Source organism: Geodermatophilus tzadiensis (assembly GCF_003002915.1).
In the GTDB taxonomy this organism is placed as follows: Bacteria; Actinomycetota; Actinomycetes; order Mycobacteriales; family Geodermatophilaceae; genus Geodermatophilus; species Geodermatophilus tzadiensis.
In genome coordinates, this window is sequence record NZ_PVTG01000009.1 from 179,968 (window position 1) to 197,336 (window position 17,369).

The 17,369-nt window shown below is 71.8% G+C and carries 14 protein-coding genes; 7 read left to right on the top strand and 7 right to left on the bottom strand.

The features are described 5' to 3' along the window. Window positions 1-126: 126 nt before the first annotated feature. Window positions 127-1,062, bottom strand: coding sequence for a phosphotransferase family protein (locus LY71_RS13360; RefSeq protein WP_106278255.1), 936 nt, complete (start codon window positions 1,060-1,062; stop codon window positions 127-129). A 106-nt stretch (window positions 1,063-1,168) separates the two neighbouring features. Here LY71_RS13360 and LY71_RS13365 point away from each other — a divergent pair, with 106 nt between their 5' ends. Further along, a complete protein-coding gene (locus LY71_RS13365; RefSeq protein ID WP_211297330.1) occupies window positions 1,169-2,065 on the top strand; it encodes an ornithine cyclodeaminase family protein in 897 nt (298 codons plus the stop codon). A gap of 10 nt (window positions 2,066-2,075) precedes the next feature. Here LY71_RS13365 and helR read toward each other — a convergent pair whose 3' ends face one another. From helR to LY71_RS13380, 3 genes are all read right to left on the bottom strand, one after another. Next, window positions 2,076-4,268, bottom strand: coding sequence for an RNA polymerase recycling motor ATPase HelR (gene helR / locus LY71_RS13370; protein WP_245887874.1), 2,193 nt, complete (start codon window positions 4,266-4,268; stop codon window positions 2,076-2,078). 223 nt (window positions 4,269-4,491) lie between these two features. Continuing rightward, a complete protein-coding gene (locus LY71_RS13375) occupies window positions 4,492-6,033 on the bottom strand; it encodes an LCP family protein (RefSeq protein WP_106278257.1) in 1,542 nt (513 codons plus the stop codon). A 61-nt stretch (window positions 6,034-6,094) separates the two neighbouring features. After that, window positions 6,095-6,808 carry an alpha/beta fold hydrolase gene (locus tag LY71_RS13380; protein WP_106278259.1) on the bottom strand — a complete coding sequence of 238 codons (714 nt, stop codon included), beginning with the start codon at window positions 6,806-6,808 and terminating at the stop codon, window positions 6,095-6,097. A 482-nt stretch (window positions 6,809-7,290) separates the two neighbouring features. Between LY71_RS13380 and LY71_RS13385 the strand changes: the two genes are divergently transcribed. Continuing rightward, entirely contained in the window at window positions 7,291-8,310 is a 1,020-nt protein-coding gene (locus LY71_RS13385) for a TolB family protein (RefSeq protein WP_170121347.1), read from the top strand. 225 nt (window positions 8,311-8,535) lie between these two features. Here the strand turns inward: LY71_RS13385 and LY71_RS13390 are convergent, their stop codons facing one another. Continuing rightward, on the bottom strand, window positions 8,536-9,183 hold the full coding sequence (locus LY71_RS13390) for a response regulator (protein ID WP_106278263.1): 648 nt from the start codon (window positions 9,181-9,183) through the stop codon (window positions 8,536-8,538). Next, a complete protein-coding gene (locus LY71_RS13395; protein ID WP_106278265.1) occupies window positions 9,180-10,325 on the bottom strand; it encodes a sensor histidine kinase in 1,146 nt (381 codons plus the stop codon). The genes LY71_RS13390 and LY71_RS13395 overlap by 4 nt, the downstream gene beginning before the upstream one ends. A 230-nt stretch (window positions 10,326-10,555) precedes the next feature. Here LY71_RS13395 and LY71_RS13400 point away from each other — a divergent pair, with 230 nt between their 5' ends. The 5 genes from LY71_RS13400 (at window position 10,556) to LY71_RS13425 (ending at window position 15,861) form a co-directional block, all read left to right on the top strand. Continuing rightward, entirely contained in the window at window positions 10,556-11,005 is a 450-nt protein-coding gene (locus LY71_RS13400) for a DUF6326 family protein (protein ID WP_281261607.1), read from the top strand. A gap of 115 nt (window positions 11,006-11,120) precedes the next feature. Then, on the top strand, window positions 11,121-11,711 hold the full coding sequence (locus tag LY71_RS23785; protein WP_211297331.1) for a hypothetical protein: 591 nt from the start codon (window positions 11,121-11,123) through the stop codon (window positions 11,709-11,711). A gap of 105 nt (window positions 11,712-11,816) precedes the next feature. Beyond that, a complete protein-coding gene (locus LY71_RS13410; RefSeq protein ID WP_106278269.1) occupies window positions 11,817-12,917 on the top strand; it encodes a methyltransferase in 1,101 nt (366 codons plus the stop codon). Between the two features lie 1,695 nt (window positions 12,918-14,612). Then, the gene (locus LY71_RS13420) at window positions 14,613-15,095 is read left to right on the top strand and encodes a hypothetical protein (RefSeq protein ID WP_106278274.1); all 483 of its coding nucleotides are present in this window, start codon (window positions 14,613-14,615) and stop codon (window positions 15,093-15,095) included. A gap of 514 nt (window positions 15,096-15,609) precedes the next feature. Further along, window positions 15,610-15,861 carry a hypothetical protein gene (locus tag LY71_RS13425; RefSeq protein ID WP_106278276.1) on the top strand — a complete coding sequence of 84 codons (252 nt, stop codon included), beginning with the start codon at window positions 15,610-15,612 and terminating at the stop codon, window positions 15,859-15,861. A 112-nt stretch (window positions 15,862-15,973) separates the two neighbouring features. On the opposite strand, the gene LY71_RS13430 is transcribed toward LY71_RS13425, so the two are convergent. Then, window positions 15,974-16,558, bottom strand: coding sequence for an Ltp family lipoprotein (locus LY71_RS13430; protein ID WP_106278278.1), 585 nt, complete (start codon window positions 16,556-16,558; stop codon window positions 15,974-15,976). Window positions 16,559-17,369 lie beyond the last annotated feature (811 nt).

Below are 17,369 nucleotides of genomic sequence, written 5' to 3' on the forward strand. Positions count from 1 at the left end.
TGCCGGAGCTCGGTGTCCTGCCGGTGCCGGGGCTGGTCCAGCCGGTCGGAGCGCGGTCCACGACGGACGGCGCGACGTCGACCTGAGCGCAGGGTCGAGGCCGACGACGAGCGGACGCACCCCGGGTCAGGACGACCAGCTCGCGGCCCGGGTGCGCAGCCAGCGGGTGGCGCCCTCGGCGGCGAGGCGCTGTTCCTCGCGCAGCCCCGGCGCGTACGGCGGTGCGGGCAGCAGGGAGCCGGCCCGCCAGTAGCCGGCGAGGGCGACGAGGACGGCGTCGACCGCGGCCGGCGGCGCGGTGCGACCCGCGACACGGGACAGGAAGACGGCCTCGACGTCGTGCCGGTCCGTGCGACCGGCCACCGTCGGGAGGAGGCACACCAGGTCCAGCCAGGGTGTCCCGACGGCCGGCCACGCCCAGTCGACGAAGGCGGTGCCCGTGGGGGTGAGCAGCACGTTGTCCCGGCGCAGGTCGAGGTGCAGCAGCGTCTCCCCGTCGACGCCGTCCGCCCAGTGCGGCTCACGCGCGACCAGGTCCGCGAGGTGGTCGGCGGCCCAGGGGTCGACCTCCGGCAGCGCCGCGTGCTCCCGCAGCCGCGACCACGCGCCGCCGAGGACACCGGCGAAGGCGTCCCGCACCGGCGCGGCCCCCGGCACCGGGTTGGGCGTCAGGGCCCGGGCGCTGCGGTCGACGGCGTCCAGGACGCGGGTCAGGTCGCCGTCGTCCCAGGACGGCGACGGGAAGCGGCCGGCCACGTCGTCGAAGACCAGGCACACCCAGTCCCCGTCGTCGAGGTGCGTCCACATCCGGGGCGCGGGTACCGACGGCGGCAGGTGGGCGCTGACGGTGGCCTCGTGGCGGTAGGCGGCGACCACCCAGTCGCCGTGGGCCGCCGACGCCGCCTTGACGAAGCACCGCCGTCCGTCTGCGAGCACCAGCCGGGCGGCGACCCCGGGCGTGTGCCCGCCCGGCGGCGACTCCGCCGACACCACGGGCGCGCCGGCGGCGTCGGTCACCGCCTGGCGCACCGCGAGAGGCAGCGCGGACCAGGGCGTGCGCATGCGGGCACCCTCCTCCCACCCGGCGTCCCTCGTCGATGCCCGCGACCTGGCAGGGTGCCGGTGTGCTGCTGTCGACGACCCCGGGGCGCCGGGCAGGGACGTCGCGGTGAGGTACCTCGACGCGGACGCCGTCGCCGCGCTCGGACCGGCCGCGGCCGTGCGGGCCGTCACCGACGCCCTGCGCGGCGGCCTCGACCCGGCCGCCGACCCGCCCCGCGTCCCGGTGGGGCTGACGCACGGCCAGTTCCTGCTCATGCCGTCGGAGGCGCCGGCCGCCGCGGGGGTCAAGGTGGTCACCGTCGCCCCGGACAACCCGGCCCGCGGCCTGCCCCGCGTCCAGGCCGCCTACCTGCTCTTCGACCCGCGGACCCTGGCGCTGCGCGCGGTGGTCGACGGCACCGCGCTGACCACCCTGCGCACCCCCGCGGTCTCGGTCGCCGCGGTGCTGGGCCGGCTGCCGGGCCGCCCGCTGCGGGTGGCGGTGGTCGGTGCCGGCCCGCAGGCCACCGGCCACGTGGCCACGCTGGCCGCCGTCCGCCCGCTGGCACGCGTCACGCACCTCGTCCGCGACCCGTCCCGGACCCCGCTCGACGCCGTCCGGCTGGGGTCGCCGGAGGCCGGGCAGGCGCTGCGGTCGGCCGACGTCGTCGTCTGCGCCACCTCGGCACGGTCCCCGGTGGTCGACTCCGCCCTGCTGCGCGACGACGTCGTGGTGGTGGCGGTCGGGTCGCACGAGCCCGACGCCCGCGAGCTCGACGCGGCGCTGCTCGCCCGCGCCACCGTCGTCGTCGAGGACGTCGCCACCGCGCTGCGCGAGGCCGGTGACGTCGTGCTGGCGGTCGCCGAGGGCGCGCTCACCCCCGCCGACCTGGTGCCGCTGCGCGACGTCGTCACCGGCGCGACCGCCGTGCCCGCCGACCGCCCCCTCGTCGTCAAGACCGTCGGGATGTCCTGGCAGGACCTCGTCGTGGCCACCGCGGTCGCCGGGCTCCACGGGGCCTGACGGCGCCGACTCAGCCGCTGGTGAGGACGACGAGCTGCGCGGTGGCCCGGGTCATCGCGACGTAGCGGTCGACCGCCCCCTCGACGCCGCCGCCGAAGGCCTCGGGGTCGACGAGGACGACGAGGTCGAACTCGAGCCCCTTCGCCAGCTCGGGGGGGAGCGACCGGACGCGGGACGTCGCGCGGGACGTCGGATCGCCGATGACGCAGGCGGTCCCCTCGGCGTGCGCGGCCAGCCAGCCGTCGAGCACCGCGTCCCGCTGCGCGACCGACCCGTGGACGACGGGCACGCCGCTGCTGCGGACGGAGGTGGGCACGTTGGCGTCGGGGAGCACGGCGCGGATGACCGGCTCGGCCTCGGCCATGACCTCCGCCGGTGTCCGGTAGTTGACGGTGAGGGAGGCCAGCCGCACGTCGCCGAGCCCGACCCGCCGCAGCCGCTCCTGCCACGTCTCGGGGAAGCCGTGCCGCGCCTGGGCGCGGTCCCCGACGACGGTCAGGCTCCGGGACGGGCAGCGCAGCAGCAGCATCTGCCACTCGGCGTCGGTGAGCTCCTGCGCCTCGTCCACGACGACGTGCGCGAACGGCCCGGCGAGGGCGTCCCGGTCGGCGACCGGCAGGGCGGCCTGGTCGACCAGGGCGTCGCGGAGGTCGGCGTGGCGCAGGCTGGTCATCAGCAGCAGCTCGGAGTCGTCGGTGGCGATCAGCTCGTCGATGACCGCGGCCATGCGCTCCTTCTCCGCGGCCACGGTGGCGCAGTGCCGGCGCTGCCGCCGGGCGGCCTCCGGGTCGCCGAGCCGCTGCCGGGCGGCGTCGAGGAGCGGCAGGTCGGACACCGTCCAGGCCCGGGGGTCGGCGCGCTGCAGCAGCCGGACCTCGTCCGCGCCGAGCCAGGGGGCGCACCGGCGCAGGTAGGCCGGGACCGACCACAGGTCGGCGACGACGTCGGTCGCCTCCAGCAGCGGCCACGCCCGGGTGAACACCGCGCGCAGCTGCCGGTCCCGCTGCAGCGCCTCGCGGACCTGGTCGGGGTCGACGTCGTCGTCCTCGAGCCGGTCGGCCAGGATCGCCAGCAGCTCCTCCCACACCTGCTCGCGGGCCTCGTTGTGCGGCGTCCCGGGCTCGCGCGCCTCGAAGGCCTCGGCCCAGTCGGCGGCGTCGAGGCGCAGGTCGGCCCAGGGCGTCTCGACCGTCAGGCCCCTGGTCGGGGGCTCCTCGTAGAAGCGGACCGCCGTCTCGACGGCGGCCACGAGGTCCGCCGACGCCTTCAGGGCGGCCACCCGCGGGTCGGCCTCGACCGTGGCCGTGGCCCCCTCGGGGACCAGGTCGCGCAGGGTGCAGGTGAGCACGCCCTCCTCGCCGAGGCCGGGCAGCACGTCGGAGACGTAGGCCAGGTAGGGCTGGTGCGGGCCGACGAACAGCACGCCGCCGCGGTGGTGGCCCAGCCGCGGGTCGGAGTAGAGCAGGTAGGCGGTGCGGTGCAGGGCGACGACGGTCTTGCCGGTGCCCGGCCCGCCGTCGACGACGAGCGGGCCCTGCGAGCCCGCGCGGACGACGGCGTCCTGGTCGGCCTGGATGGTGCCGAGCACGTCGCGCATCCGCGGCGACCGGCTGGTGCCCAGGCTGGCGATGAAGGACGACTGGTCGTCGAGTGCGGCGTGTCCCTCGAGCCCGTCGGGGGTGAACACCTCGTCCCAGTAGTCGGTGATCCGGCCGCGGGTCCAGCGGTACCGGCGGCGGCTGGCCAGCCCCATCGGGTTCGCGTGGGTGGCGCCGAAGAACGGCTCGGCCGCGGGGGAGCGCCAGTCGACGAGCAGCCGGCGGCCCGCGCTGTCGGTGAGGCCCAGGCGCCCGACGTACACCGGCTCGGCGCCGTCCGCACCGACCATGCGGCCCAGGCACAGGTCCAGGCCGAAGCGGCGCAGCGCGCGGAGGCGGGCGGTCAGCCGGTGCACCTCCAGGTCGCGGTCCAGCGCCTCCTGGCCGGTGCCACCGGGGGCTCTCCGCTCCGCCGCGAGGCGGTCGGACAGGTCCGTGATCGTCTGCCGGAGGCTCTCGGCGACGGCGGCGAAGTGCTCCTCGTCCCGCGCGACGAGCGCCGGGTCGGCCTTGGCGGCGAGGTGCGCGGGGAGGTCGAACGCGCCGGCCGGCGGCAGCGACGCGCCGGCGTCCCCGGTCTCCCTGGTCGTCGATGACAGGTGCACGTGGCGACTCCCGTGTCCGCAGGTCCGAGCTCCGGCCGGCGAGTGTGGAGCCCGACCCGGGACTTGCCGCAAGCCCCGGGGTGCGCTATACGTTCGAGTGGGAGGAGATGTGGTCCCTCTCCTCCGTCCTCCGCTCTCCTGCTCCCCGCGCAGCCGTGCCGTCCACCGGCACGGGGCCCGGGGTCACGGCGGCGGCACGAGGACGGGTCCTCGGGGCCGGGGTTCAGTTGATGCAGCCGGTGTCCTCGGCGGTCCGGGGCTCCTCGGTCGGGGCCGCGGACCCGGACGGCGCCTCCGTCCCACCGCTGCCGGCGTCGCCGTAGCCCAGGACGAGCTGGACGGTGCCGGGCTCCGGTTCGTCGCTGACCTCCGGAACGGCACCGGGGACCGCGGCCACCAGCGTGTCGGCCAGCGCCTCGTCGCCGGGGGCGTAGCGGACGACGGTCTGCTCGTGGTCGCTGGTGGCGGCGTTGCCGGTGGAGGTGACGACGAAGCCGGCGGCCTCGAGGTCGGCGGTGGCGTCGGCGGCCAGCCCGGGGATGCCCGAGCCGTTGTAGACCTCCACCGACACCTCCGACGGCGCGACGGTGGCCGGCGCCCCCGCCGCGGGGGGCTCCGGCTCGGCCGACAGCGAGGCGAAGAACGCCCGCAGGGTGGCCGCGTCGGCCAGCCGCACGATGGAGCGGCCGTCGTCGTCCTCGGCGTCGGCGTCGGCGATCGGCACGGTCTGGAACCGGATGGCGTCGAGGCGCACCGCCTGCAGATGCTGGGCCAGGTCGAGCAGGTCCAGGTCGTCGTCGATGGTCAGCGACCGCGACGCCGCCTCGATGAGCCGCCGCTGCGTGCCCAGGTCGAGCAGCGTGTCCTGGGAGAGGATCTTGCGCAGCACGCCGCCGATGAAGACCTGCTGGCGCACGATGCGGTCGAGGTCGCCGCGGGGGAGCGCGGGGCTGCCGTCCGGGCGGACGCCGTGCCGCTGGCGGACGAAGGCGAGCGCGTCGGCGCCCTCGATGGTCTGCACGCCGGCGTCGAAGACCGCGCCGGAGTACGCGGAGTCGTCGACGGCCGAGCAGAGGTTGACCTCGACGCCGCCGACGACGCTGCTGAGCTCGAAGAAGCCGAGCAGGTCGACCTCGGCGTAGTGGTCGATCATCAGGCCGGTGAGCCCGCTGATCGTCTGCACGAGCAGCTGCCTGCCGCCGGCCCGGCGCTCCTCCTCCGGCGCGGAGTCGTCGACGTCGCCGTACCCGTACGCGTAGGCGGCGTTGAGCTTGTCCGTGCCGTGGCCCGGGATCTCGACGTAGGAGTCGCGGGGGAAGGAGACGAACGAGGCGCCCGACCCGTCGGCGGGGATGTGCGCCAGGATCATCGTGTCGGTGTTCGTCCCCGAGTCGGTGCCGGCGCTGAACTCCTCGAGCTGCTCGGGGGTGAGGTCGGCGCGGCTGTCGTTGCCGACCAGCAGCAGGTTCGTCGCCTCGGCGGCGTCCTCGGCGTCGGCGTTGCCGGAGTCGGGGATGGCGTCGGTGCGGGTGACCGTGGCCTCGGCGACCCGGGTGAGGTACCAGCCCCAGCCGCTGGCGCCGAGCAGCACCACCGAGAGGACGGCGGCGACCGCACGCGCCACGACGACGCCCCGGCGGGTGCGGGGGGCCGGCTGCTGCGGAGCCTTCCCGGCGCCGTGCCCGTGGGCCGGGCGGCCGGCGCGCGGGTCCAGCCGGGCGGGCAGGGGGCGGTCGGCGGAGGCGCCGTCCTCGTCCCGGGTCACGGCGCGAGGTTAGGGGCGACCGGCGTCCGGCAGGGGTCCGCGGCGCACGGCACCGCCCTCGTCAGGCGTCGAGGAGGGCCTGGGCCAGGCCGGCGGGCTGGGTGAAGCAGGCCTCGTGGCTGCCGGGGGCGCGCTGCGCGGTCACGCCGAGCCGGTCGGCGAAGCGGGCCCAGCCGTACTCGCCGGGCGGGAGGGCGACGTCGTCCTCGCTGAGCACGTAGGCGACCGGGACGCCGAGCTCGCCGGGGTCGATCGGCTCGACCGTCTCGGTGAAGTACTGGTAGGGGTGCGGCAGCAGCAGCGAGTGGACGACGCGCTGCGTCTCCTCGGCCGCGTCGTTCATGAAGGCCGCCTGCCAGACCTCGAGGGGCAGGGCGACCGAGTTGGTGCCGGAGGACTCGGCGAGCGAGGAGAACAGTTCCTGGTACGAGGGCGGCACCTCGTCCATCAGCGGCCGGCCGGCGGCCGGGACGAAGGCGCTCCAGTAGACGAGCCTGCGCAGCCGCGAGGCGACCGCCGGCGCCGCGCCGGTGATCGGGTAACCGCCCCAGCTGTGGCCGACGAGCGTGACGTCGCGCAGGTCCCGGCCCTCGATGAGGTCGACCACCGAGCGCACGACGTCGGCCAGCGTGTACCGGGTGGGGTCGTCGCCGTCGGCCAGCCCGGGCAGCGTGGGCGTGTGCACGGTGTGGCCGGCCGCGCGCAGGTGCTCGGCGACGGGGCGCCAGGCCCAGCCGCCGTGCCAGGCGCCGGTGACGAGGACGAAGTCGGACATGCGCACTCCTCGACGAGGGGTCGGTGTGCTGACCGTCTACCACGTCCGGCGTCCGGGCGCCCCCCTGACCAGCGCGGACGTGACGACGCCCGACGTCCACCCGCCGGCCGCCGTCGCCGGTGGCCGGGCACACCGCCAGGTGGTCGCAGCAGGCCGTGCCGCCGTTGGCGGTGGGGTCGTCCAGGTCCGACCGTGGTGGAGACAGCCGCCCGAGGTCAGGCGCGACAGGCGGCGTGACGAGGAGCCTGCGGCACAGCGACCTCCAGGGGCCGGTGGCGTGCGGATCTCGACGTCTCCGGTGCGCCGTTTGGAGGAGCCGTCAGCTGATCGGATCCGTCACCGACTGCTCACCGGGTGCCGCCACACGCTACGACGGTTCCTCCATGCCAGGTCCCTGGGTCAGCTGCAGTGATCGGCGTCCCGTGCTGCGGGACGCTTGCCGAACCCAACGAGTGCGTCAACGGCTCGGCACGGAGGTCGCCATGCTCGGTGGACGGGGGACCGGGGCGCTCCGGGCTCTTCCCCTGCTGGCCGTCCTGTTCGTCACGGCCTGTTCCGGTGCGGGGAGTGCCTCGTCCGCCGTCACCCGGGCGCCCGGGTCGAGCTCGACGGCGACGGCCGACTCGCTGCCCGACGAACCCGTGGATGGCCACCTCCTGTACTGGAGGACGGAGCGCCACGACTCGCAGGCGTTCCTCAGACTGGACGACGAGGGTGAGCACCAGCTCACCCAGCCCGACACCTTCTGTTGCCTGATGCGGGTCTCCCCGGACCGGGAGCACATCCTGACGATGCCGGTCGAGGACCTGTCGCCGGTGACCGGCGGGACGATCGGGATCGATGGCTCGGGGCCCTTCGAGCCGCTCCACCTGCTCGATCCCACGCTGAACCTCGTCCCTCAGGCGTGGTCACCCGACGGCTCGCGGATCGCGTTCGAGGGGTGGGACGACACGGACCCCACGCGGACGGGTGCGTATGTCGCCAACACCGACGGCACCGGCCTCGTACGCGTCACTGAGCGCCCCGGGATCCCGCACGACGCCCCGCTCGACTTCTCCCCGGACGGCACCCAGGTCGTCGTCTACCGCGCCGGCACGGAGAACGACAGTCAGACCGGCGGTGAGCTGTGGGTGAGCAACGTCGACGGGTCCGAGGCCCACGTCGTGGCGGACACCTCAGCCCACCCGGGCTTCTGGGCGCGTTGGTCCCCCGATGGCAGCCGCATCATCTTCTCCGAGGAGCGCACGTTGCCCACCGGGAGGATCTGGACGGTCCGCCCGGACGGTTCGGAGATGACCGAGTTCTACGAGGACCCCGACGGTGGGTTCGCGATCAATCCCGTGTGGTCGCCCGACGGATCGGAGGTCTTCTTCGCGTTGGACCCGACGAACGACGAGTTCGAGCACCCCGACAACGTCCTCGCCGTCGTCGACGCTGATGGGCGGGACATGCGGGTCGTCGACGACAGTCCTGGCTTCAAGTCCTCACAGGAGTGGTACTGATCCGCACCGCACCTGAGCCACTCCCGCCCGTTCGCTGAAGCGGGCGCGGCGCTGTGCACCCGGATCGAGGAGTCGCCTCCGGCGCCGCGTCGAGGGGCGAAGGCGCTGCTCGTGCGAGCCGGGGCGCTCGACGGGTTCGGCGGCGGCAGGCTGCACGGTCGGTGGCATCGCTGCGTCCAGCCAGGGGCATGCCTGCGGCGGACGGCGGCGGGAGCCTCTGCGGCGTCAGGTGCGGCCGGTCTCGTGGGCCCACATGGCGACCTCGACGCGGTTTCGGGCGCCGAGCTTCCGCATGGGGCTGGCGAGGTGGGCTTTGACGGTGCTCGGGGTGATGTAGAGCTCGCTGGCGATCTCGTTGTTGGTGCGGCCTTGGGCCACAGGCAGGAGGACTTCCTCCTCGCGGGCGGTGAGCGGTTCCATCGGCTGCCGCGGTGGTGAGGTCTGTGCGTGGGCGAACGCTGCGAGCAGTCGGACGGTCACGCTGGGTGCGATCAGTGCGTCTCCGTCGGCGGCAGCGTGGATGGCCTGGGTCAGCAGGGCGGGTCCGGCGTCCTTGAGCAAGAACCCGCGGGCGCCGGCTCTGAGCGCCCCGTGGACGTACTCGTCGAGGTCGAAGGTGGTGATGACCACGATCGGCAGGGGCTCGGGAACGTCGGGACCGGCGAGGCGTCGGGTGGCTTCGATGCCGTCCATCAACGGCATCCGGATGTCGAACAGGCCGACGTCGGGGCGCAGCTCGAGCGCCAGGCGGACGGCCGCGCGCCCATCGGCGGCCGCGCCGACCACCTCGATGTCGGGTTGGGCGTCGAGCAGCATCGTCAGCCCGGTGCGCACGATGGGCTGGTCGTCGGCGATGAGGACCCTGATGCTCATCGTGGCGTCCCGGTCCGGGGCAGGACCGCCTCGACCCGCCAGCCCCGCTCGGCGGCGGGGCCTGCGGAGAAGGTGCCGCCGAGCAGGGATGCGCGTTCCCGCATGCCCACCAGGCCGTAGCCCGTTGGGGCGCGGCCGCCGGCGGCGGAGCCGTCGTCGTCGATGGTCAGCCGTACCCGGTCGGCGTCGCCTGTGACGGCGACGGTGACCTGGGTCGCGTGGCGGGCGTGCCGTCGAGCGTTGGTGACGGACTCCTGGGCCAGGCGGTAGATCGCGGCCCCGACCGCCGGGCTGAGGTCGTCGAACTCGCCGGAGAGCGTCACCTCGACGCAGGGACGCGTCTGACCATCGGTGGCGAGCTGCTCGACCTCGGCCACGCCGGGCTGCGGCGCGAACTCGGTGTCCTGCGAGGCGCGGAGCACGCCGACGATGGCGCGCAGCTCGGTGAGGGTGCGGGTCGCTGCGTCCTCGATGACGGCCAGGGCCTCGACGGCACGCTCGGGGTGGGAGGCCGCGATGGCACGTCCTGCCTGGGCCTGGATGGCGATGCCCGAGACATGGTGGGCGACGGTGTCGTGGAGTTCACGAGCGAGCTGTTCGCGTTCGCGGGCCTTGGCCTGGTCGACGTCGCGGATGCGCAGCTTCGTTCCATAGCGGATCGCGGCGCCGAGCGCGGCGGCGAACAGGAAGAACCCGTACGCCAAGACCCTGTCCGCCAGGCCGGTGGGGTCGGCGACGGTGGTGATGGGCAGCCAGAGCAGGATGACGCCGAGTCCGAGTGCGGCTTCCCGACCGGAGCCCCACCGGAACAGGGCGTAGGCCAGGATCAGCGCCGCGGACGTGCTGTTCAGCAGGCCGCCGTGCGACCCGGTGAGGATCCTGACGACGTCGACGATCGTCAACGTGCCGAAGGAGACCACAACCGCGACGAGCGGGTGCGTGCGTCGCCACCTCAGGGAGGCGAGGAGCGCGAGCGCGTCGAGCAACAGCAGCGGGCGCGGCGCCAGGTCGTGGCGGAGCACCGCCTCCACCAGGGACCAGCAGGTCAGGACTGCGAGCAAGGCCCGGTCCCGCGGCCCCCGGTCCGGGGCACTCGTGGGTCGGGGTTCGACCCACAGCGCGTGGAGTGCGCTGGTGGCCACCTGATCAGCCTAGGCAGCCCGCGTGATCGGGGTATCGGCCGAAAGCACGAGAGCTCGACTGTGCCGACGGCCAGGTCGGATCAGGCTCCGGGGCTGATGTGCCCGCCGCCGGCACCCGTGACGGTGGCAGCACCCACCCGATCACGCCGAGGAGCACTGCGATGAGAGCGCCTCAGTCCCACACCACGCTGGAGAGTTCACCGTCCCGGGGCACGCTGGAAGATCTGCGCATGCCCGTGCGAGCGAAGCTCGCAGCAGCGTGGACGAGCCTCATGTTCCTGTACATCTACGTCGACTACTTCCAGCTGTTCAAGCCCGGCTACGTCGACGACATCCTGGTCGGCAGGGTCGCCCAGTACGACATCAGCCAGACCTTCGTCGTCATCGGGATCACGATCGTGGCCATCCCGAGCCTCATGGTCCTGCTCTCCACGACACTGCCGGCCCGTGTCGACCGCGCCACCAACCTCGTCGTGGCAACGCTCTACATCCCCGTCTCGGTGTACAACGCGGAGGGAGAGTCCTGGACCTGGTTCTACGGCCTCACCATCGGACTCGAGGTGCTGCTCCTGGCCTTCATCCTGCGCAATGCCTGGACCTGGCCACGCCGCACCGCATCACCGGCGACCCTGGCAACCGGCCTCGACGACGAGCCACACGTCACGCCGCAGCAGGCCTGACTGCTCGCACCGGCCCGACCATCCTCCGCTCGCCCCACCCGCGGGCACGGTCACCTGTCTCGGCGTTCGCTGCTGAGGACTCCGTCCCACCCCATCTGCCAGAACGGTCCCGGTCGTGATCGAGGCGCACGAGCTCACCGAGCGCCACGGCGACACCACCGCCGTGCACCCCTCAGCTCCACGATCCCGCCCGGGACCGTCACCGGGTTCCTCGGCCGAACGGCGCCGGCACGTCCACGACCGTGCGCACGACCACGGGACCGGACCGGCCGACGTCGGCACCGTCATCGCCAACGGCAAGCCCTATCCGCAGCACCGTGCGTCGTTACGCGAGGGCGGCGCCCTGCTGGAGGCGAGCGCCGTGCACCCCAGCCGCAGCTCCCGCTCACACCTGCTCTCCATGGCCGCCACCCACGACATCGAGGCCGCCCGGGTCAGCGAGGTCATCGAGATGACCGGGCGGCGCGACATGGAGACAGGTGCTGAGCAGTACCGTGCCGCCGGGCTGGTCGCCGCCGTTCGTGACCGGTTCTACCGGGCTGTCGGTCGGCGGCACTGTGTCGATGGGCGGCATCGGCGCGGCCAGCTTCCGGCACGGTCCGCACGCTGGATCGAGCCGTATCGAAAGAGCCGGCCGAGGTCCCGCGGCTGGTCGACTGCGGCGCGGAGCGGCTGGAGACTCTGTCGTACTGCGAGTAGCCGATGAGATCAGCGCCCTGCCTGTGCACGACCAGCCATCGCTCGGGAGTCCCGCTCGGGCCGCCGCGGCTCAGGTCTACGACGGGCGCACAACGGTGGAGGATGCCTGCTCATGACCCAGCCGGAGTCACTCCCGTCCTCACCGACCCCCGAGGCGGATCTCGTCGACGTGTCGGGATCCGCCGACAGTGGCCGCATGGCCGTGGAGGACCACGGTGACGTCCTCGCGGTGATGGGGATGCTGCGCGGGCAGGGGCTGGCCCGTGCGGTGGAGACGGCCGCGGAGCTCGGCGTAGCCGACCTCGTGGCCACGGGTCCGCGCTCCGTCGACGAGTTGGCGGAGGCTACTGGCAGCCACGCCCCATCCCTCTACCGGCTGCTGCGAGCTCTGGCCGCCCATGGCGTGTTCGAGGAGCTCGAGGGACAGCGCTTTGCGCAGACCCCACGGTCGGCCACGCTCTCCTCCACCCACCCCACGTCGTTGCGAGACGTCGCGCGCTTGTTCGGATCGGAGTGGCAGTGGCGTTCCTGGGGAGCCTTCCCGCACAGCATCCGCACGGGGCGGCCTTCGGTCGACGCGGTGTACGGGATGTCGCTGTGGCAGTACTTCGACGAGGTCGATCCCGCCGCTGGGGCCGTCTTCGACGCGGCGATGACCGGTGAGTCCCGCCGCCTGGTGACCGCGATCCTCGCAGCCTGCGACTTCTCCCGCTTCTCCACGGTGGTCGACGTGGGGGGTGGCCGAGGACACCTGCTCGCTGCCGTGCTCCAGACCCACCAGCGGCTGCGCGGCGTGCTGTTCGACCGGCCCTCCACCGTGGCCGCGCCGCACGACGGGTTGCGGGCGCCTGGTGTGGCCGAGCGGGTCGAGGCGGTTGCCGGTTCCTTCTTCGACCGCGTTCCTCCCGGTGCCGACGCCTACCTCCTCAAGCTCGTGCTGCACGACTGGGACGACGAGATGGCAGGAAAGATCCTCGGTCGCCTGCGCGAGGCGGTCCCGACCCACGGGCGCCTGTTGGTCGTGGAGCGTGTCCTATCCCGGGAGACGGACTTACCCGGCACAGCACTACTAGACCTCGCGATGCTCAAGAACCACGCGGGTCGGGAGCGCACGGAAGACGAATTTCGTGCGCTCCTCTCCAGCGCCGGGTTCGAGCTGACCCACGTCGTGCCGGCCGGACCCGTCTGCATCCTGGAAGCGCGGACCCGATGACGACCTGGTGCGTGCTCAGCAGCTTGAAGACGCCGGTGGGGCGGGTGGGGCTCGAACCCACGACCCAGGGATTATGAGGCCGTTTCCGCCCCTTTCTTGACGTGCGTCGATCTTGGCGATTGGGTCCTTGAACTGCGCTTTCATGGTTGGACGTCTCTGGCGCTCACCGACTGTTTGCGGACCTCTTGCGGACTTCTTGCGGACTCGCTGCGGACTGGCGAACTTCCGCGGCTGACTGCCAGCGACTCGTACGGGAGCCTCTGCTGAGCTCCAGTGCCGGCTCGTCGCCCGGTAGCTGCGGAGCATGGAGGTGCCATTTCGCTAGCAGGCGCGCGTCGCCCCGCTCCTGTGAATCTCGTCTGTCTGGCCACCGGAGCCAGCCGAGCCGCCGCCCTCCGGCGCTGCGGCGGCCGAGATGGTTGTCCCATAGGGCGGCTTCCGGGACACAGCCGAAGACGGCGTAGCGGACGTCAGTTGGTAAGTTTGAGTCGACACCGGGCAAGCCCTGCTAGCGATAAGCTGCCGGCCTGGGGAGAAGCGACTACGCCCTCCGAACTCGGCGGGTGAGGCCCTCGACAAAGCTCACTTCGGGCGCGATGGGCAAGCCGCGCATCCATCGGGAAGCCAGATGTGCGAGCCTCCACAATATGCCAATGAAGAGAGCATGCGCGAATAGCGAGGGACCCAGACACGCGAAGATGGGCAAGATTGCCAGGCCGTATTGGCGACTGCGTGCTATCGGCCGCCCATCATCGTCCCGCCAGTCGCTCTGGAGGGCGCGAAGGAGCGCTCGCGCGGCCAGCGAGGTAGACGCTTGAGACAATACAAAGAAGGCGATCAGCAGAGTCAAGTGTTCGCCGTACCGTTGGTCACTTAGGGCAGGCAAGACGAAGGGCTGACTATCCATGTAAGCAGCGCGGTGCAGGATTAACAAGACGACATGCCACCCGAATAAGGCAAATGCAATCTTCAGGTAGCTGCCGAGCCAACCACGCCCAGCTTGAGGCGAGGGCGTCCATCGCTCGCGGCGCGCGTCCCGTAGGCCCCTAATCGTTGCAGCGAGCGGCGCCAAGTAGATGTAGCCAGCGATCGCTGTGGGGTCACTCATCAGGCCGTAGATTGCGACCGTTGTGGTCAAGGTCGGCGCCGCGATGCAGGCTAACCAAACATAAGGCGCGGTCAGTCGTCCGTAGCCGCTAGGACGGTGCTTGACAGCGTTTCGCGCTGCACTGTAGCAGGCGAGGAACCATGGGCCCGCAATGAGAACCGCGGTTTCGCCGGATGACAGCCACGGCTGAAATATGCTCATGCGCTCACCGCCCCAGTGGAGAGGCCCGGCTAACGGCCGGAGTCCCCCCGAAGTTCCCGACCTCCGAGGTAGTAGCGATCGAAACCAGACAGACGCCTGGCCATGGCCGCCCGTCTGCATGGAAGTTTGAGCGTCCTAAGTGGGCCGCTCAGGGACACTCTGTCGGCTTCCTCTAGACGTCTCAGGGACGGCTCCGAGGAGGACGTTATCCCGGCATCCATACCCCGCACTGAGCTGAGCGGCGATCGGCGCGGGCGCCTGTACAGCAGGACGAGCAGCGATGGCTGAGTCACTGCTGGTGACGCCCCCATGACGCAGCCGCTGACACGCTCGTAAGACGTGGACCTGGGCTTGCTGGCCTCTAGGCAGCCTGTTGCACTGACCCGGTGAGCGCCGGCCAAGACAGCAAACCCGAGGTTCGGATCTACTGGCAGGACCCCAATGGCCGGTATCGCTACCGCGCCGTTGTAGGGGAACGAGACGAGTTCGCTCTCTCTGACCCCGACGTCATCGCTTGGGTGGTCGACGTCGCGAAGTACGTCGGTTCAGCTGCTGTCGGCGGCATCATCGGGAATCGGGCGGATGCCAGCCTCCAGGCGATGAGCCGACGGGTCGCCGGAACGGGCCCGGGAGATCGTTACATCGCCCACACCGTGGCGCGACAGGCAATTCAGCGCGAGTTCGGCGAAACGATTAGCGCTGCGCCGGTTTACGAGTCGGTGACCGAGGATAGGCGAGAGCTTCACTTTGACGGAGGCGAGCCGGGGCTCCGCTACGAGGTCCTGTGCAAGCACCGCTCACTCGGAGGCACTAGGGCGGTCCGGATCACGCGCGATGATGCTGGCCCCGAGGCCGGCGGGGTTCAGTAGTGAACGGTTATCGCCTAGTCCTCTGTGCGCTCGTAGGTCCTGGGGTGGTGGCCTAACCGCCCACACCTCCCAGGCGACGAGATGGGCCCGCGTGAAGATCACTCCTCGGTCGCTCATCGCCGCCCAAATGTAGGGGCCGTGATCGGAGCATCGCGCTGCCATTCTTGGCCGTAACGCCTGATCTGGTGGCCGGGCGAGTGGCTCCCTCTGCGCCCTTGGCGACGGGATGCCCCATAGTGGGCCGCCCCGTCACACCCCGGTCCGGCCGGGCGGTCGACGCGGGGCTCTTAGCTAAGGGACACCGTTGCCGGTGACCGCGCAGCGTCCCGGACCCATTGCAGGTTCACGGGGTGTGAAATTCAGCGGGAGTGTCGCCTCCGCTCAGCGTGGAACCGACGAAAACGACAGCCGTCCGGGACGCGACACAGTTCGAGAAGCGACGCTGCTCGTCCAGGGCGACACGTGCCATCCAGATTGCGACACTGGCGCCGGCCGTCCCGGAGGATGACTCGTTGTGGTCGACCTGCAGAACCGCATCCTGGGCGACATCCAGCGGGCCTACCCCGAGGCAGAGCCGTACGAGATGCGCGAGATCCTCCGGACCGCGCAGTTCCTCGGCGGCCACAGTAGGGCCCGACGGCACCGGCTGCTACCGCGGGTGGCGGCGTGGAGCCTCGGTGCGGACTGGGAGGTTCACGTGGCCGCCGAGCTGATGGCCCAGCGGCCGTGGGAGAGGCCCCACCCGAGGCCGGTCACCGACGCATAGTTGCCGTGCTCGACAGCGAGGAAGAGCTGTTGTCCGGTGCCGATGTTGAGGTAGCGCGAAAAAAATAGACCGAGGCCCTTGCCCGAGATGGGACAAGGGCCTCGGTTCGACGTCAGAGCCCGACGGCGCTTGCCCCGTGCTCGGCCTCGGCCTGGGTGAACGCGTCCCCGACGGTCAACTGCTGGATCATGCTGCTGCGGGAGAAGCCGCCCATGGTGTCCTGGTACTGCTTGGCCTTCTCCGCGGCCTGCTCGTTCCAGTCCACGTCCAGGCGGTCGACGGCCCACGTCGCGTCCTCGGTGGAGAACCCGTCTCCGGTCGTCAACTGCCGGATCAGCCCGTCGTGGGAGAAGCCGCCCATGATGTTGAGGTACTGCTCGGCCTTGTCTTGGGCACTCTGCTGGCTAACGGTTCCGGCGTCCGGTGCCGGTGCGGACTCGGCCGTCGACCCTCCGCCGCCGGCGGTCTGCTCGGCAGCGGTCTGGTCGGCGCTCGTGGCGGTGCCGTTACCGCCGCCGCTCTGGTTCGCCATGACGATGATGACGATGAGAAGGATGGCAGCGAGAAGGATGAACCGCTTCTTCTTGTAGAAGGGCCGGCTGGCCTTGCGGTACGCCTTCTCCGCCTTGGCCTGCGCCTTAGCGCCCTTGGCGTCCGTAAACTGTGAAGGCGCAGCAGGAGGAGTGGGCTGAGACATGGGTGATCCCCCGTTGGAAGACTGAGACTGACGCGGATTCTCGACTCGTCGTTTGAGCGGTCCGCTGCATGCGACTGTCAGACTATGCAGACTATGCACTCCGCTGATGGACCGATTCGCACAACGGTTTCCCCACCACGCTGGCACGTCTTGCTAGCGATGGCAAGATCAACTGCAGTCAGGCCTGACCTGCGAAGACCCGGGACCCGTCTAGTTGACCCAGAACTGACCCGGGATACTCGGCCGCATACGGTGATCGATGAAAGGCGCGCTTGAGCTGCGCATATGCCTTTGAGCGCTGTGGGCTGACGACGGCCCATGCTGGTTGAGTTGCGGACTTTTTGCGGACTCTGCGGACTGACTGCGGACTGGGACAGCGCAATCCCTGGCCCATGTGAACCGCCCTCGGGTGGCGGCAAGCCGCTTCACAGCCGGCCGAGGGTGCCGGCTGCAGCGGCTCGCCGTAAGGGCGCTGCGCGTCCCTTCGGGATGGGCCTACGGCCGACCCTTCCCCCGCCCCGCGACGGCCGGAGGGACGCCGGTTGTAAGGAAGCAGGCAGCGGTGTAGAGGCGCCTAACCGTCGAGACTTAGGACGCGGCCACTGACGCCTTCCTACGCACAGTCGGTCGCGGCCCAAGAGCATCGTTCACGCGCGTGGACAGGCGCGGCTGCCCGGCCTGCTCGTAGCCGTTGGGTCCTGTGCGGGCCTCGGTCTCCGCGGTGGGGCCGGCGCATCGGCCCTACCGTGGCGGCCTCAGTACGGCTGTCTCGCCTCGGCGGCGTTGCTCGGGCCGTGTCCCTGGTCGACAG

Excerpts from the sequence above, each read along its gene's own strand:
- LY71_RS13360 (WP_106278255.1), bottom strand. The coding sequence starts at position 1,062 with ATGCGCACGCCCTGGTCCGCGCTGCCTCTCGCGGTGCGCCAGGCGGTG.
- LY71_RS13380 (WP_106278259.1), bottom strand. The coding sequence starts at position 6,808 with ATGTCCGACTTCGTCCTCGTCACCGGCGCCTGGCACGGCGGCTGGGCC.
- LY71_RS13385 (WP_170121347.1), top strand. The coding sequence starts at position 7,291 with ATGCTCGGTGGACGGGGGACCGGGGCGCTCCGGGCTCTTCCCCTGCTG.
- LY71_RS13390 (WP_106278263.1), bottom strand. The coding sequence starts at position 9,183 with ATGAGCATCAGGGTCCTCATCGCCGACGACCAGCCCATCGTGCGCACC.
- LY71_RS13400 (WP_281261607.1), top strand. The coding sequence starts at position 10,556 with ATGCCCGTGCGAGCGAAGCTCGCAGCAGCGTGGACGAGCCTCATGTTC.
- LY71_RS13410 (WP_106278269.1), top strand. The coding sequence starts at position 11,817 with ATGACCCAGCCGGAGTCACTCCCGTCCTCACCGACCCCCGAGGCGGAT.
- LY71_RS13430 (WP_106278278.1), bottom strand. The coding sequence starts at position 16,558 with ATGTCTCAGCCCACTCCTCCTGCTGCGCCTTCACAGTTTACGGACGCC.